This is a genomic window from Sphingobacterium tenebrionis, assembly GCF_037126265.1.
In the GTDB taxonomy this organism is placed as follows: Bacteria; Bacteroidota; Bacteroidia; order Sphingobacteriales; family Sphingobacteriaceae; genus Sphingobacterium; species Sphingobacterium tenebrionis.
Genome location: NZ_JAYLLN010000016.1, coordinates 1 through 13,402, shown reverse-complemented (window position 1 = coordinate 13,402; position 13,402 = coordinate 1). Strand labels below are relative to the sequence as shown.

The following is a 13,402-nucleotide window of genomic DNA, read 5'->3' as shown; positions in this document are numbered from 1 at the left end:
TAGTTATCCCATAGAAGATAACCTGATTTAACCCTGAGCTAAATAGCCTTTGGGTAATTGGTTCTAATTTAATTAAAATGCCTCGAAAAATTCGTTAAATACCTATAAATTTTACATAACTATTTTGGAAAGTTTAAAGGGTGAATCCCTTACAGAAACACCCTCTAGACATACAAACAACAGTATATTCTTTAATCAAAATATTCCCTACTGATGTCTTCCAATTTTTCAGGAAAGATTTCGGTTGGACAGTGCAATAACTGCCTAATCGAGAATAGTTGATAGAAACTTCGGTCGTCGAGGATATTCAGAAAAAGAAACAATTCTTTTAGGATCAAGCGTTCTTTCTCGTCAGATCTGGTAGACATAATTTCCAACAAGGAAAGCTTCATCTCATTTAGGCTCAGGAAATAATGCGTCAGCCCACCTCCTAAACTCCAAAATCCTTGATCGATGATATCCTTATATTTAATTTTTGCATATAGGTTGTAGATCGATTGTTGCTGTTCTTCATCCAGGTTTTCCAAATTATTGGCTGAAGTAAAACAATTAATAACGAGCTCCTGCATTTTTTCGGACAAGCTCTTTTCCGGTGCATTTGTTATTGGTGTTTCCATATTATTTTGATGAATTTTTGAGAATTGTTTTTCATTCCTCTTAAAAAAGGAATCCGCAGCAGATTTACCATTTACCCTATAAATGTGCTGCAAAACTACAACCTATGGATTAATTAATTGTTAAACATTTAATCAAAATAGGAAATTAACATATCTCTAATGAGCATCTTATGGAATTGTAATAGCGTTTTAATGGATTTCTAATGTACAAAAAAGTCAGCCCTTTTGGGACTGACTTTTACTTGTGTTTTCCTTAAGTAGTGAAAATGTGGTTGTATATAAAAAATCAATAGCAATTTTTACTCCAAAAAATACAGTGGAAAAAGATTTATTATGTTCAAGGGTCAAATAAGATATTCTTGTAATGAAAAATCTACATTTTCGTCTGCATCAATCTGAATCCTTGCTGGTTAACAAAAGAATAAAGATCAATTTTCTTTGAAAATTTGTATATTTATTAGCAGTAATTGAAGTTAATAGATATGCATTATGGCTACATTCAATGACAATTTTTCTAAGCAAGCTTCCATTTATGCCCAATACCGGCCATCCTATCCGCATGAGCTTTACGATTATCTTTCCGAATTAACCCCCACCCATGAATTAGCATGGGATTGTGGTACAGGGAATGGACAGTCTGCCATACACCTCGCAGATTTTTACGATTCGGTATATGCTAGTGACCCCAGCGAAGCACAGATCACCAATGCCTTCGCCCATGATCGGGTGACCTATAAGGTCGAAAAAGCAGAGGAATCAACATTAAAAGACCAATCCGTGGATTTGGTGGCTATTGCGCAAGCCATACATTGGTTTGATTATGATAAATTTTACGCGGAGGTCAAAAGAGTCCTTAAAAAAGGAGGTATTATTGCCACCTGGGCATATGGAATACCCAGTATAAATAAGGAATTGGATGTATTGATCAAGCATTTCCATCAAAAAACCGTTGGTCCTTATTGGCCGATCGAAACCCGCAGTATCGATCAGGAATATACGACCATCCCCTTCCCATTTCGGGAAATCGAGCCTCCTGAATTCTATATCCGAAAAAGATTTAAGATGGAAGATCTTTTAGGGCATCTTTTGAGTTGGTCTGCAACGCAACGATTCATCGAGCAGGTTGGTCAAAACCCTATTGATCAATTAAGACCCGAAGTCGAGAAAATCTGGGGCAACCCGCAATTGGTAAAAGATGCCGTTTGGAAAATCTACCTACGCGTAGGAAAGATTCCTGCGTAAGAATAATCCCTGCGGAGGAAAGATCATTTGGTATGCAAACTAGGAATGAAGAAAACTATTTAGTTTAAAACCTTTTCATAGGCTCTTCTGGCTCCCCCACGGAAATACACTTCGCCACAATAGGTATATCCCAGTTTTTCAAAAACGCGGAGCATTCCTACGTTATCAAAGTTCGTATCCACACGTAGGCTGTATACTTGCCTTTCTTTACATAATTCTTCTACCTCTTTCAACATCTTACTTGCCTGTCCTTTGACATAATTTGCCTGACTGACTGCGATACGGTGCACTACGCCATAAGGCTGATCACTCAACCACTTCCCTTCTATGATTTCATAAGCAGGTTCTATCTCAAAAATCAAAGCAAGATAGCCATATACTTCGCCATTAGCATCCACATGCACATAGCCATAACCTAATTCAATATCCCGTTGGATAACTCCTAGGTTTGGATAACCATCTTGCCATTGATTACTTCCTTCCTCCTTCCGCTTATCTATTGCCTGTTTTATGATCGACCAAATTGCTTCTGCTTCCTCTGCTCGGGCATTCCGTAAGATAAGATCCTCTAAATTCACTTGAATTGACATATTAACTTCTTGATCTTTTATACAATTCCTCCACCAATCTCGAAGATCTGAAACTGAATTCAGCGCCAAAACTATTCACTACCAAACCTTTCACCAGATTATCCTTGGAAGAAATAGCAAATAGAATACTTTCATCCTCTGGATCCGTCATGCCTTCAAAACGATAGATATCATCGATAATGAATTCATCTGGAGATAATTCCATAGACTTTCCAGCACAGCGAAGACATTCGCCATCCTCTGAAATCAAAAAATCATCGGTATAACCTTGTTTCTGCAGGTCATTTACTGCTTCGCTTAATGTATCGTAACTTTTTCTTGATAGATTTGCCATAAGACTGCTATTAATTTTTCACATCCCTTTCCAAGTAGATCCTTAGGTGGATCCTTAGATGGTATCAAATTATGAAAAATTAGCTGTTGTCACAAAAAAAAGGCATTGCTTTTGCATGAAATAAACTTAAAAAAACAAATTAATCTTAAGGGTTGTATGGACGTATTCTTGCCGATTTTGGGATGCTTGATATTATTATTTAGTATTCTACCTTTAATCCGAAGTGACTTTTGGACCTTCCGAGTATTTGAATATCCTAGAATCCAGAAATTAGCACTCGTTATACTTTGGATAGTATTATATATATCCTTTGGAAATAAAGAAGTCATCTTTCAAAAAATCCTATTTTACGCCCTGATCATCAATGGCATCTATCTCTGTTGGCAGATTTGGCCTTTTACACCTTTGGCAAAAAAACAGGTTTATCGGGCTGAAAAATTGGAGCCCAACAATCAGATCGCTGTAATGATATCCAATGTATATGAAGATAATGTTAATTATCAAGGATGCCTTCAGGTGATCCATGAAAATGACCCCGATCTTATCCTCTTATTAGAGACCAATCATATCTGGGCGAAAGAAACAGAAAGCCTAGATAAGGAATACCCTTTTCAAGTAAAAGTCCCGATTGACAATACCTATGGCATGCTCTTATTCTCCAAATTCAAACTTCACGAAATTTCTGTAAACTATTTGGTGGAAGAGGAGATCCCAAGTATATTCTGTCAGGTGGAATTGCCTTCCAGGCAGCGGGTTCAAGTGTTTGCGGTACATCCTACCCCGCCTGTTCCCAATGAAAACCCTCGTTCAACAGAACGCGATAAGGAACTGTTATTGGTGGCCAAGAAAGCTGAAAAATTGGATATGCCCGTCATCGTAATTGGAGATCTTAATGATGTGGCCTGGAGTTATACCACGGAACTTTTCCTAAAAACCAGTCAGCTTTTAGATCCTCGGCGCGGCAGAGGTTTTTACAATACCTTCCATGCCAAAATGCCTTTAATGCAGTTCCCATTGGACCATGCCTTTATCTCTGCAGATTTTAAATTAATATCTCTTAAGAAATTGGATAATTTCGACTCGGACCATTTTCCTATCTTTGTGAAGGTTCAGTATGAAAAGCAGGCCGAGGAGGAACAAGAGGATAACCAATTGGAGCAGACAAAAGCAGATGAAGAATTGGCGGAGGAAAAGATTCATGCCGACACTTAGGGATATATCTCCTGATGTTTAATTTGAAATAAAATGGCAGACCATACCGCATTCCAACCGGACAATCCGGATGAAGATTATCTAGCGATCAATCGAAAGCTATGGAACGATAAAACCAATTCCCATACTTCTTCTGAATTTTATGATATGCCTTCCTTTTTGGAAGGGAAATCCTCTTTAAAGGAAGTGGAGTTAAATTTACTGGGCGATGTAAGAGGTAAAAACATCCTGCATTTACAATGTCATTTTGGTCAGGATAGTCTATCCTTGGCAAGAATGGGTGCGAAAGTGACGGGGGTCGACCTTTCCGATGCAGCCATACTCTTTGCGCAACAATTGGCACAGGACTTGGCATTAGATGCAGAATTTATCTGTTCCGATGTTTATAATACCCCTGAGGAACTCAATGGCCAATTTGATATGGTGTTCATCAGTTATGGAACCATTGGATGGCTTCCAGATTTGGATAGATGGGCGGCGGTTATTCATCGCTGTTTAAAACCACAGGGCAAATTGGTATTTGTAGAATTTCATCCGATGGTCTGGGCATTTGATTATGAATTCAGCAAAATTGCCTACAGTTACTTCAATGTCGAAACGATTGTTGAAACCACCGAAGGCACCTATGCAGACCGTAATGCCGACATCAAAAACAAATCTGTTTCTTGGAACCATCCCTTGAGCGATGTGTTTAAGACACTACTGAACAACAACTTACAGATAAGCTCTTTTGAGGAATTTGATTACTCACCCTATAACTGTTTTTTGAATACCGTTCAGGATGGTCCAGACAAATACAGAATTAAGGGATTGGAAGGCAAAATCCCGATGTTATATGCCATCACGGCTATTAAATCTTAAGACATTACGCATCTTCTTTTATGAATTTTCGAGTATTTATTTTCGCTTTGAGCTTAGCCATGATGAGCATTTCCTTTAGTTTCGCTCAAGCACCTGCAGCCTATGAAGTAGTAGAGGAATTCAACTTCTATCAGGTACATGATCAGAAAGAAACTTTGGTCTTTGCCAATATGGCCTATATCCGGGAGGAGCCCAGCACGAAAAGCAAGCTTTTGGATTCACTCGCTCTCGGAACTGAACTAAAATACATAGGCGCTGATGCCATCAATCCAACCCTCATTCGGGGGATGAAATTACCTTGGTACTATATCGAATATGTGCTTAATGGCCAAAAGAAAAGAGGCTATATGTGGGCTGGTCTTTTGGCAGTGGGATCAAATGTGGACAAGAAAACCGGTAATACGTTCCTACATGGCATTGCTTGGCAGAACCAAGAAGAGGACAACAATTATTATTGGACGGAACTTAAGGTGCTGGACAAGAACAAGCAGTTGATCGATACGGAAAGCTTTGCCTATTTACCATCCAGCCAATCTTTTTCCTACAATGAAATTGCTGATGCACAAGGCTTAGCAAACAGCAAAAACATCATTAAGGTAAGCTTTTCTGGGGAATCCTGCGGGATCTATACCTTCGATTTTTATTTTTCCTGGGATGGAAAGCAACTCCACTCCTTACCTGAAACTTCCTCGGTAAGCGATGCTGGAATATTTTACTATTCAGAGGAATTAGTCCTTCCCAATACCCATAATAAAGGGAAACAGATCATCGTCAAGCGTATCGAACAAAGGGAATCCGAATCAGACATTAACGATGAAACTGTCTCCGAAGTCATTTACAAAGTGGAGAAATCAGAAGAAATCTATGAATGGGATGGATTAAAATTCCTAAGATCAACGATCTAAGACTTCCAATATCATGTCATAAACGTATTCCAGCTCTTCTTCTTTTATGCAATAAGGTGGCACCAGATAAATGGTATTTCCCAAAGGTCGCATGATGATATTTCTCTTTAGAAATTCTTGGTAAAGGAATTCCTGCCTGCTATGGAAATAGCCATCCTGTTCTGCGGTATGATATTCAAAAGCCAGGACTGTTCCCATCAATCGGGGCTGTTGGATCTTCGGATGCAGCATCAACTTACCTAAAAAAGCAAGATGCTTTTTATGAATGCTGTCAAGCTGTTGCTGGCAATCAGCAGACAATAAGATCTCCAAACTGGCCAATGCAGCTGCACAGCCAATCGGACTTGCTGTAAAAGAATGGCCATGAAAGAGCGCCTTTTGCTTCTCATCGGAATAAAATGCTTGATAGATTTCATCCGTACAGGTTGTGATGCCCATCGCCATGGTCCCGCCTGTAAGTCCTTTCGAGAAGCACATCACATCAGGAGCGATACTTAACTGATCGGCAGCGAATAAGGTCCCTGTTCTTCCAAATCCCACAAAAACTTCATCCTGGATCAAAAGAATACCCAAAGATCTACAAAAGGCCATCAGATCCGACAGATCTTCAGCACTGTGCATCAACATCCCTCCTGCTCCTTGGATCAGCGGCTCGTAGATCAGGCATGCGGTTTCTGCTGCATGTTCCCTAATCAAGGCTTTCGTCTGTTCCAAATTCAATGAGGTTGGTGGATCAATAAAAATCACGTCAAAGAGTTTTTCGGAAAAAGGAGCAGTCCATTGTCCTCTTTCACTGACCGACATGGCTCCAAAGGTATCACCATGGTATCCTTCTTTGAATGCCAGTATTTTATGTTTCGCCCTACCTTGATTATGGCCAAATTGAAGGCACATTTTCAGGGCAACTTCCACCGCCGTGGAGCCATTATCGGAGTAAAACACCTTTTGCTGGTTGCCAGGCAACAGATTCAATAACCTTTCGGATAATAAAATGGCTGGTTCATGCGTAAAACCTGCAAAAATAACCTGTTCTAAGGTGTTCAATTGGTTGAATACCGCCCTTGCAATAGTTGAATTGGCATGTCCATGAATACTGACCCACCAGGAAGAGACCATATCCAAATACTTTTGTCCATCCTCCGAAAATAAATAGGCACCTTCGCCCTTAATGATCGGGATGGGCTGGCTCAATTTCATCTGGGAATAGGGATGCCAATTGACAGCCAGATCTCGTTCTATCAGTTGGCGCATGCTTCTTTTTTTTCCAATACCATGGCTTTTAACCCCAAGTTCTTCAACATCTGCATATCTTCGGAAACACCAGGATTGGGAGTAACCAATAAGGTTTGCCTTTCTCCGGTAAAAATGGAATTTGCACCAGCCATAAAACACCATGCCTGCTCTACTTCGGACATCTCGATGCGCCCAGCACTCAAACGTACCATAGAAGCTGGCATCACGATCCTAGCGGTAGCAATTGTTCGCACCATCTCCCAAATATCAATCCTTGGGAGGTCTGCCAATGGCGTTCCGGCCACCCGGGCCAAGGCATTGATCGGCACGGATTCCGGATGCTTTTCCATATTCGCTAAGCTACGAAGCATGGAAACCCGATCATCTATCGTTTCACCTAATCCGATGATCCCTCCAGAACAGACGGTAATACCAGCCTTACGGACATGTTTTATGGTTTCCAAGCGATTATCAAATTTGCGCGTGGAAATGATTTCATCATAGAATTCCTCCGAAGTATCCAGGTTATGGTTATAAGCGTAAAGTCCAGCCTCCTGCAACCTTTGAGCTTGGCTCTCGGTCAACATACCAAGAGTACAGCAAACTTCCAACCCCATCTCATTAACCCCTTTGACCATATCAATGATACGATCGAAATCCCGGTTGTCGCGCACTTCACGCCAAGCAGCCGCCATACAAAAACGAGATGAACCGGCATCCTTCGCTTTTTGGGCATGCGCCAATACTGTTTCTGTAGGCAATAAGGCCTGAACTTTGATATCGGTATGGTACCTTGCTGCCTGTCCACAATAGGAACAGTCTTCCGGACATCCACCAGTTTTTACGGACAGTAAGGTGGAAATCTGTACCTCATCCGGCTTTTGCCATTGCCGATGTACAGTTGCTGCGTCAAAGACCAATTGCATCAACGGTCGATTATAGATGGCCAACAACTCTTCTTTGGTCCAATCATGTTTCAGCATATTTTCATTCATGTTGTTCATTTTATCTACTATTTACTACTAATTTTCAATGGTTATTTTGGAGAGGGCATGCTGCATTTGTGCTGGATTTAACCCCTCTAATTCAGGCATTTGGATCAACCTGCAATCTTCTGGCATATGTTTCATAAGGATTTCCTTACTAAAGGGATTGAATTCGCCATTTAGCACCAGATAGTGTAAAGGGATCTCATGGTTTTCCAGGGCTTTTATGCTTAAAAGGCTATGGTTTATGGTACCTAGATAATCCCTACAAACCAGAATGGTTGGAATTGCCAATTTTTTGATAAGATCGATGATACATTCCTTATCATTGATGGGCACAAATAATCCACCTGCCCCTTCGACCAATAAGTCGATAGGCTTGTTTGGCAATTCGAAATCCTCCAAGTGCATTTCGATGCCATCCAAAAATGCCGACTGATGCGGAGATGCGGCAGTATGGAGTCTAAATCTTTCCTTAAAAATCTGGATTTTATGGTCTAATAAATGATTCAGCATCATGGAATCCGACTGATTGAGATCGCCAGATTGGATGGGTTTCCAATAGGCCATTTGCCATAATTGGGCTAACATCGCGGAACAAATGGTTTTTCCGACGCCAGTACCTATACCGGTTACAAAATATTGTCTGGGTTTTATGTTCATTTTAAATCATTTCGGTTAGCAGCTGCTGCAACAATCGGATCTCAGATTCTTGGTGATCGGCATGAAGGCAAATCCGGATTCTTTCTTTTCCTTTTGGAACTGTGGGCGGGAAAATAGGGTATGTTAGGACTCCATTTTCAGAAAGTTTGCTTTGAATATCCTGAAGATCGGCAGCAGCACTTGGGAAAAAACATTGAATGGGAGATGCTGGACCTGTTTTCAAGGATTGGAATAATCGGATGTTTTCAAACAAGCGCATAGGCAACTCTGGATTATTTTCTATGAAATCATATGCTGTCCTGATGGATAAGGCATGGAATTCAGGCTGGGCCGTACTGTAAATAAAAGGACTCGCAAAATTAATGAGATGGGAAATCAGGTCTTTGCTTCCAAGAATACTGGCACCATGAAGACCCATGGCTTTTCCATAAGTAACAGTTATCGCAAGTATACGATCCTGAAGCTGAAGCTGATGCGCCAACCCCCATCCAAATACAGCAAAAGCATGCGCTTCATCCAACAGCACATGAGCCTGATATTTCTCCGCCAATTCAACAATCTCTTTGATCGGTGCAAAATCCCCTTCCATCGAATAAAGCGACTCCACCGCAATAAATATTTTGCGAGCCCGATCCTCGCCATCGCGCGTCCCTTCCGCGTCATTGCGAGGAGGCACGACGAAGCAATCCAAACACCCCAGCACCCTTTCCAAATCCCTCACATCATTATGCCTAAACTTCAACCGTTTCGCATTCGTCATCTTCCACCCATCGATCACCGATCGATGTATATACTCATCACAGATCAACACATCATGCCTACCCAACAAACTAGAAACAAGCCCAACATTCGCCATATACCCCGATGGAAACAACAAAGCCCTTTCCACCCCATGCTTATCCGCAATAAAATCCTCCACTTCCAACACCCTCTTTCCCGTTCCTGAAATAAGCCGAGACCCTGTCGCTCCCAACAATGCTTCCGGATTATTCCTTGCCAACTCCACAATCTCCTCCCTAAAACCCAGATTCCTCGAAAGTCCCAAATAATCATTCGAATAAAAGTCGATCCCCTCGCCCCTTTCCTTTAAGAAACGTAAAGAACCAAGCCTCTTTCTCTCCTCCAGTTTATCCCAAAGATCCTTCATGCTCATTCACAGCGGGAAAAATATGTTTCCTTAATTCAGCGATCCAAAATTCAAATAAACTGTTCTCCAATTTCAAGATTTCCTGCGCATGCTTTTCCCAATCCGAATCAAAAGCCTGCAACTGACTGATCATCTCCTCCAAATGCCCTTCTTCCTCCAAAATAATGGATTTCACATTCACCTTAGATCCAGCTGCACTCAGCAATTCCTGATAAATCGGATAAAGCTCATCTGCCCGAACTTCAATCGCATAGGTTACAAAAAGATAAGCAGCATACCTAAGATCATCATCGGCCAAGGAAAATTGTTCCTTCAAATAACGACAGGCTAACAGATCCAAACGGGCGAGGTACTGTTTAGATGACCTAGCTGCCAAGAGATTCCCATCTGCGTAATCCTCAAAACCCTTCACCTCCAATTTGGAAAGCTGTTTTTTCAGGTAATATGCATGTCGATGCTCTTCAGCGGCGTGTTTTAGTTGTATAATCTGTGTCTTTATGGGATGTTCGCATGCCGAAATTTTTCTGGCTCCGGCATTTTCCATAAAAGAGAGCGTATTAAGCCAGGCCGCATGCAGATGGGGATCAGCAACAATTTCTTGGAGAATGGTTTTCATGTTAAATAATTTCCAACAAAAGTACTATCTTGCCGGACCAGCATAGGGTGCCAGTTTAAAGATAATAGCTAGTCCGGTGGAATATAATTACGCAAGTTTTATTAAAATAGATCGATTTTCGGATGTTCCTGTATACCTTCAGGTCACGAATCAGATGGTATTGGCCATCAATCGTGGCATCCTCAAATCAGGACAAAAACTTTTAGGAAGCAGGCAATTAGCCGAACAATTACATATGCACCGCAATACGGCTACCGCAAGTTACGAGGAGCTGCATAGCCAAGGATGGGTGGATATCCTCCCGAACAAAGGAACTTTTGTGGCTTCCCTACTTCCAAAGACCAACAACAGCCCAAAACCGGAAAACAAGTATCCAATAAGGACCGGCTATACCTTCAAAAAGTCCTTTCTTTTTGATAATCCTTTCGAATATATCAATTGCAGGTATGTTTGGAACGATGGCAGCCCAGATATCCGATTGACCCAATTGGAAGATCTTTCCCGGGTTTACAGCGCAAACCTCAAACGCCGTAGCAACAGAAAGAAAATGGGCTATTATAACCAGGAAGGCAGTGAATATTTTAAAGAGCAATTGGCCTCCTATCTGGCCAATTCGAGAGGATTAAAGATCAGCCCGAGTAACCTATTGATCACGAGGAGCATGGAAATGAGCCTTTATATCCTTTCTGAGGTCATCCTTTCTCCCGGGGACCTGGTCTTGGTTGGGGAATTAAGTTATTTCTCGGCAAACATGATCTTTCAAAAATCAGGAAGCCAGCTCATGACCGTACCTATTGACGATGAAGGCATGGATATAGATGCTGTACGCCATATTTGCCAAAATCACAAGGTCCGGATGGTCCATATCAGTCCGCATGTGCATTATCCGACGACGGTGAGCCTCAGCCCTAAAAGAAGGATGGAACTGCTACGATTGGCCAAGGAATATGGATTTATTATTGTCGAAGATGATCAGGAGTATGATTTCCAATACGACAAACCGGCTTTGGTCCCATTGGCTAGCCACGATGATGGCGGGATGGTCATCTATGTGAGTTCATTCGGTAAGTCCCTAGCTCCAGGATTTCGAACGGGATTTATTCTCTGTCCGGAAAACCTCATTCAAGAGCTGAAGAAACACCTTGGTATGATCGACCGCCAAGGCGACGTATTGATGGAACAGGCTTTAGGCGAACTGATCGAAGATGGCAGCATCAATAGGCATCTGAAAAAGTCCTTAAAGATTTATCGGTCTCGACGGAATGAAATGGCGGTCCGATTGATGGAAGAGCTGGGTGACGAAATAGACTTCCAGATTCCCAATGCTGGCCTAGCATTTTGGTTGACCTGGAAAAAACCCCTCAATCTATATAAGCTTTCGCAATTGGCATTAAAGCATGATTTGTACATTCCGAAGACCATTCTCTATCAAAACAACAAGTTAACCGGCATGCGGCTTGGATTCGGTCATTTAGACCAACAGGAAATGGAACAGACAATAAGCATACTAAAGAATATGTTATTGATGTTGGATAAAATAGATCCTAAATAAAGCATTAAGCGGGTTCATTGGCGGCAACATGATCTCCCATGAAGCTCATTGGATTTTTATAATGAATATATAACCGTTTATACCTCACCATTTCCCTCGACTCCGCTAGGTAGGACATCTTGCTATCCCGGAAAACCAACCGTGCTGCTTTCTTTTCCATTTTGGACGCATAATCCAGAAATTGGCGAAAAAGTTCTCGACGTTCATTGGTGCTGAACTTACTTTGCTCACAGATCCGCATAATGATCTCATCATTGAAAAAGATCTTAATTTTATTGCCCTGTACGTTGAGAAGGTAAACTAAAGGATAAGGCCCATCATTTGGGAACAAACCAAACCCTACTTTTCCCTCTTCATCATTAAATACATAGGCGAAGAATTTAAAAGTACCAATACTGGTCGTGTCTACTAAAATATTCTTGGAAACCATGTTATTAATCTAGTTTGGTTATTGTCACCCCTGTATGGAGCACCTATCAAATATATCAAATATTCTAATTACTTGTTATTACGTATTTTTTATTAATAATAATAAAATAAATAATTAATCATAAGGATTTACCTTTAACCAAAACAGTTTTATCAGCTACAAATCAACAACTTATATCATAAATGTTACAACAAACTTGAAAATTCACCTACCCTAATTGGGGTATAAACGCAGGTTGTTTGAATAAGTTTCCTAAAAAATTATCTAATTCAAAATGAGCTTATTCGATGGTCTTGGATAAAATCTACTTGAATTTATTTGGAGAATATGCTTTTAAGTTCTACTTTTGTATCACAAAATCACGGTAGGTATAGCTCAGTTGGTTAGAGCACTAGATTGTGGTTCTAGGGGTCGTGGGTTCGAGCCCCATTACTTACCCGGTTAAAGGGGCTGTCTAAAAAGGTCTCTTAAAAAAATAACCCCGTCATTAAAAAATGGCGGGGTTTTTCTGTTTTTTGTCCTCAAGATTTTGTATCTTAAGGTGCACCCAAAAAACAATATGGCAAACATACAATTCAAAGCGCTTCCATCCAATAGTCCGAGTCTTTTTCCTGAGAATATTTTAGACCGTATCCCCTTGAACCATCCGGTTCGTTTGGTGAGTCAGGTTGTTGACCAGTTGGATCTGGAACATATCATCCGTCAGTATAAAGGCGGAGGCACGACCAGTTTCCATCCCAGGATGCTCATCAAGGTACTGTTCTACGCGTATCTGAGCAATATCTATTCTTGCCGCAAGATCGAGCGCGCCCTGCACGAGAACATCCATTTCATGTGGCTTTCGGGCAACAGTACACCGGATTACCGTACGATCAATTATTTCAGGGGAAAGCGTCTTAAGGAACAGATACAGGAGCTGTTTGCCAGTATCGTTCGGATGCTGCATGAAATGGAGTATGTCAGCCTGAAAGTCCAGTATGTAGATGGTACCAAGATCGAATCGGCCGCCGGTCG

Annotated in this window: 15 protein-coding genes and 1 tRNA gene; 7 read left to right on the top strand and 9 right to left on the bottom strand. The window is 41.1% G+C overall.

Features of this window, described 5'->3' with window-relative positions; translation table 11 throughout:
- Nucleotides 1-191: 191 nt before the first annotated feature.
- Nucleotides 192-617, bottom strand: coding sequence for a hypothetical protein (locus VJ786_RS08075; protein ID WP_144038117.1), 426 nt, complete (start codon nucleotides 615-617; stop codon nucleotides 192-194).
- A 489-nt stretch (nucleotides 618-1,106) separates the two neighbouring features.
- Between VJ786_RS08075 and VJ786_RS08070 the strand changes: the two genes are divergently transcribed.
- Nucleotides 1,107-1,859 (top strand): class I SAM-dependent methyltransferase, encoded by a 753-nt coding sequence (locus VJ786_RS08070; protein WP_099366140.1) that lies wholly within the window; start codon nucleotides 1,107-1,109, stop codon nucleotides 1,857-1,859.
- Between the two features lie 59 nt (nucleotides 1,860-1,918).
- On the opposite strand, the gene VJ786_RS08065 is transcribed toward VJ786_RS08070, so the two are convergent.
- A complete protein-coding gene (locus VJ786_RS08065) occupies nucleotides 1,919-2,449 on the bottom strand; it encodes a GNAT family N-acetyltransferase (RefSeq protein ID WP_336557583.1) in 531 nt (176 codons plus the stop codon).
- A gap of 1 nt (nucleotide 2,450) precedes the next feature.
- Nucleotides 2,451-2,783 (bottom strand): phosphoribosylpyrophosphate synthetase, encoded by a 333-nt coding sequence (locus VJ786_RS08060; RefSeq protein WP_336557582.1) that lies wholly within the window; start codon nucleotides 2,781-2,783, stop codon nucleotides 2,451-2,453.
- 405 nt (nucleotides 2,784-3,188) lie between these two features.
- Between VJ786_RS08060 and VJ786_RS08055 the strand changes: the two genes are divergently transcribed.
- The 3 genes from VJ786_RS08055 to VJ786_RS08045 are packed head-to-tail and all read left to right on the top strand — an operon-like array spanning nucleotide 3,189 to nucleotide 5,761.
- The gene (locus VJ786_RS08055; RefSeq protein WP_257213709.1) at nucleotides 3,189-3,995 is read left to right on the top strand and encodes an endonuclease/exonuclease/phosphatase family protein; all 807 of its coding nucleotides are present in this window, start codon (nucleotides 3,189-3,191) and stop codon (nucleotides 3,993-3,995) included.
- Nucleotides 3,996-4,028: 33 nt separating this feature from the next.
- On the top strand, nucleotides 4,029-4,856 hold the full coding sequence (locus VJ786_RS08050) for a class I SAM-dependent methyltransferase (protein ID WP_336557580.1): 828 nt from the start codon (nucleotides 4,029-4,031) through the stop codon (nucleotides 4,854-4,856).
- A 20-nt stretch (nucleotides 4,857-4,876) separates the two neighbouring features.
- Nucleotides 4,877-5,761: an SH3 domain-containing protein gene (locus VJ786_RS08045; RefSeq protein ID WP_336557579.1), complete on the top strand. Its 885-nt coding sequence runs from the start codon at nucleotides 4,877-4,879 to the stop codon at nucleotides 5,759-5,761.
- On the opposite strand, the gene bioA is transcribed toward VJ786_RS08045, so the two are convergent.
- From bioA to VJ786_RS08020, 5 genes are read right to left on the bottom strand one after another with little or no spacing between them, the layout of a single operon-like run.
- Nucleotides 5,750-7,012, bottom strand: a complete 1,263-nt coding sequence (gene bioA, locus VJ786_RS08040; protein WP_336557578.1) for an adenosylmethionine--8-amino-7-oxononanoate transaminase — start codon at nucleotides 7,010-7,012, stop codon at nucleotides 5,750-5,752. The genes VJ786_RS08045 and bioA overlap by 12 nt on opposite strands.
- Nucleotides 7,000-7,989 (bottom strand): biotin synthase BioB, encoded by a 990-nt coding sequence (bioB, locus tag VJ786_RS08035; protein ID WP_336557577.1) that lies wholly within the window; start codon nucleotides 7,987-7,989, stop codon nucleotides 7,000-7,002. The genes bioA and bioB overlap by 13 nt, the downstream gene beginning before the upstream one ends.
- Nucleotides 7,990-8,016: 27 nt before the next feature.
- Nucleotides 8,017-8,643 carry a dethiobiotin synthase gene (gene bioD, locus VJ786_RS08030; RefSeq protein WP_336557576.1) on the bottom strand — a complete coding sequence of 209 codons (627 nt, stop codon included), beginning with the start codon at nucleotides 8,641-8,643 and terminating at the stop codon, nucleotides 8,017-8,019.
- A 1-nt stretch (nucleotide 8,644) separates the two neighbouring features.
- A complete protein-coding gene (locus tag VJ786_RS08025; RefSeq protein WP_336557575.1) occupies nucleotides 8,645-9,790 on the bottom strand; it encodes an aminotransferase class I/II-fold pyridoxal phosphate-dependent enzyme in 1,146 nt (381 codons plus the stop codon).
- Complete coding sequence (locus tag VJ786_RS08020; protein WP_336557574.1) at nucleotides 9,771-10,406, bottom strand: hypothetical protein; 636 nt, start codon at nucleotides 10,404-10,406, stop codon at nucleotides 9,771-9,773. The genes VJ786_RS08025 and VJ786_RS08020 overlap by 20 nt, the downstream gene beginning before the upstream one ends.
- 76 nt (nucleotides 10,407-10,482) lie before the next feature.
- Between VJ786_RS08020 and VJ786_RS08015 the strand changes: the two genes are divergently transcribed.
- Nucleotides 10,483-11,958: an aminotransferase-like domain-containing protein gene (locus tag VJ786_RS08015; RefSeq protein ID WP_336557573.1), complete on the top strand. Its 1,476-nt coding sequence runs from the start codon at nucleotides 10,483-10,485 to the stop codon at nucleotides 11,956-11,958.
- Nucleotides 11,959-11,962: 4 nt separating this feature from the next.
- Here VJ786_RS08015 and VJ786_RS08010 read toward each other — a convergent pair whose 3' ends face one another.
- Nucleotides 11,963-12,388 carry a hypothetical protein gene (locus VJ786_RS08010; protein WP_336557572.1) on the bottom strand — a complete coding sequence of 142 codons (426 nt, stop codon included), beginning with the start codon at nucleotides 12,386-12,388 and terminating at the stop codon, nucleotides 11,963-11,965.
- Between the two features lie 364 nt (nucleotides 12,389-12,752).
- Here VJ786_RS08010 and VJ786_RS08005 point away from each other — a divergent pair.
- Both VJ786_RS08005 and VJ786_RS08000 read left to right on the top strand, forming a co-directional pair.
- Nucleotides 12,753-12,826 (top strand) — tRNA-His (locus VJ786_RS08005).
- 121 nt (nucleotides 12,827-12,947) lie between these two features.
- Nucleotides 12,948-13,402, top strand: a 455-nt coding sequence (locus VJ786_RS08000; protein ID WP_336557571.1) for a transposase, incomplete at its 3' end; no start/stop codon positions are given.

What these genes read in the sequence shown, in the direction of transcription:
- bioD (WP_336557576.1), bottom strand. Translation starts at nt 8,643, where the DNA reads ATGAACATAAAACCCAGACAATATTTTGTAACCGGTATAGGTACTGGC.
- VJ786_RS08050 (WP_336557580.1), top strand. Translation starts at nt 4,029, where the DNA reads ATGGCAGACCATACCGCATTCCAACCGGACAATCCGGATGAAGATTAT.
- VJ786_RS08060 (WP_336557582.1), bottom strand. Translation starts at nt 2,783, where the DNA reads ATGGCAAATCTATCAAGAAAAAGTTACGATACATTAAGCGAAGCAGTA.
- bioA (WP_336557578.1), bottom strand. Translation starts at nt 7,012, where the DNA reads ATGCGCCAACTGATAGAACGAGATCTGGCTGTCAATTGGCATCCCTAT.
- bioB (WP_336557577.1), bottom strand. Translation starts at nt 7,989, where the DNA reads ATGAATGAAAATATGCTGAAACATGATTGGACCAAAGAAGAGTTGTTG.
- VJ786_RS08010 (WP_336557572.1), bottom strand. Translation starts at nt 12,388, where the DNA reads ATGGTTTCCAAGAATATTTTAGTAGACACGACCAGTATTGGTACTTTT.
- VJ786_RS08070 (WP_099366140.1), top strand. Translation starts at nt 1,107, where the DNA reads ATGGCTACATTCAATGACAATTTTTCTAAGCAAGCTTCCATTTATGCC.
- VJ786_RS08065 (WP_336557583.1), bottom strand. Translation starts at nt 2,449, where the DNA reads ATGTCAATTCAAGTGAATTTAGAGGATCTTATCTTACGGAATGCCCGA.
- VJ786_RS08045 (WP_336557579.1), top strand. Translation starts at nt 4,877, where the DNA reads ATGAATTTTCGAGTATTTATTTTCGCTTTGAGCTTAGCCATGATGAGC.
- VJ786_RS08075 (WP_144038117.1), bottom strand. Translation starts at nt 617, where the DNA reads ATGGAAACACCAATAACAAATGCACCGGAAAAGAGCTTGTCCGAAAAA.
- VJ786_RS08020 (WP_336557574.1), bottom strand. Translation starts at nt 10,406, where the DNA reads ATGAAAACCATTCTCCAAGAAATTGTTGCTGATCCCCATCTGCATGCG.
- VJ786_RS08025 (WP_336557575.1), bottom strand. Translation starts at nt 9,790, where the DNA reads ATGAAGGATCTTTGGGATAAACTGGAGGAGAGAAAGAGGCTTGGTTCT.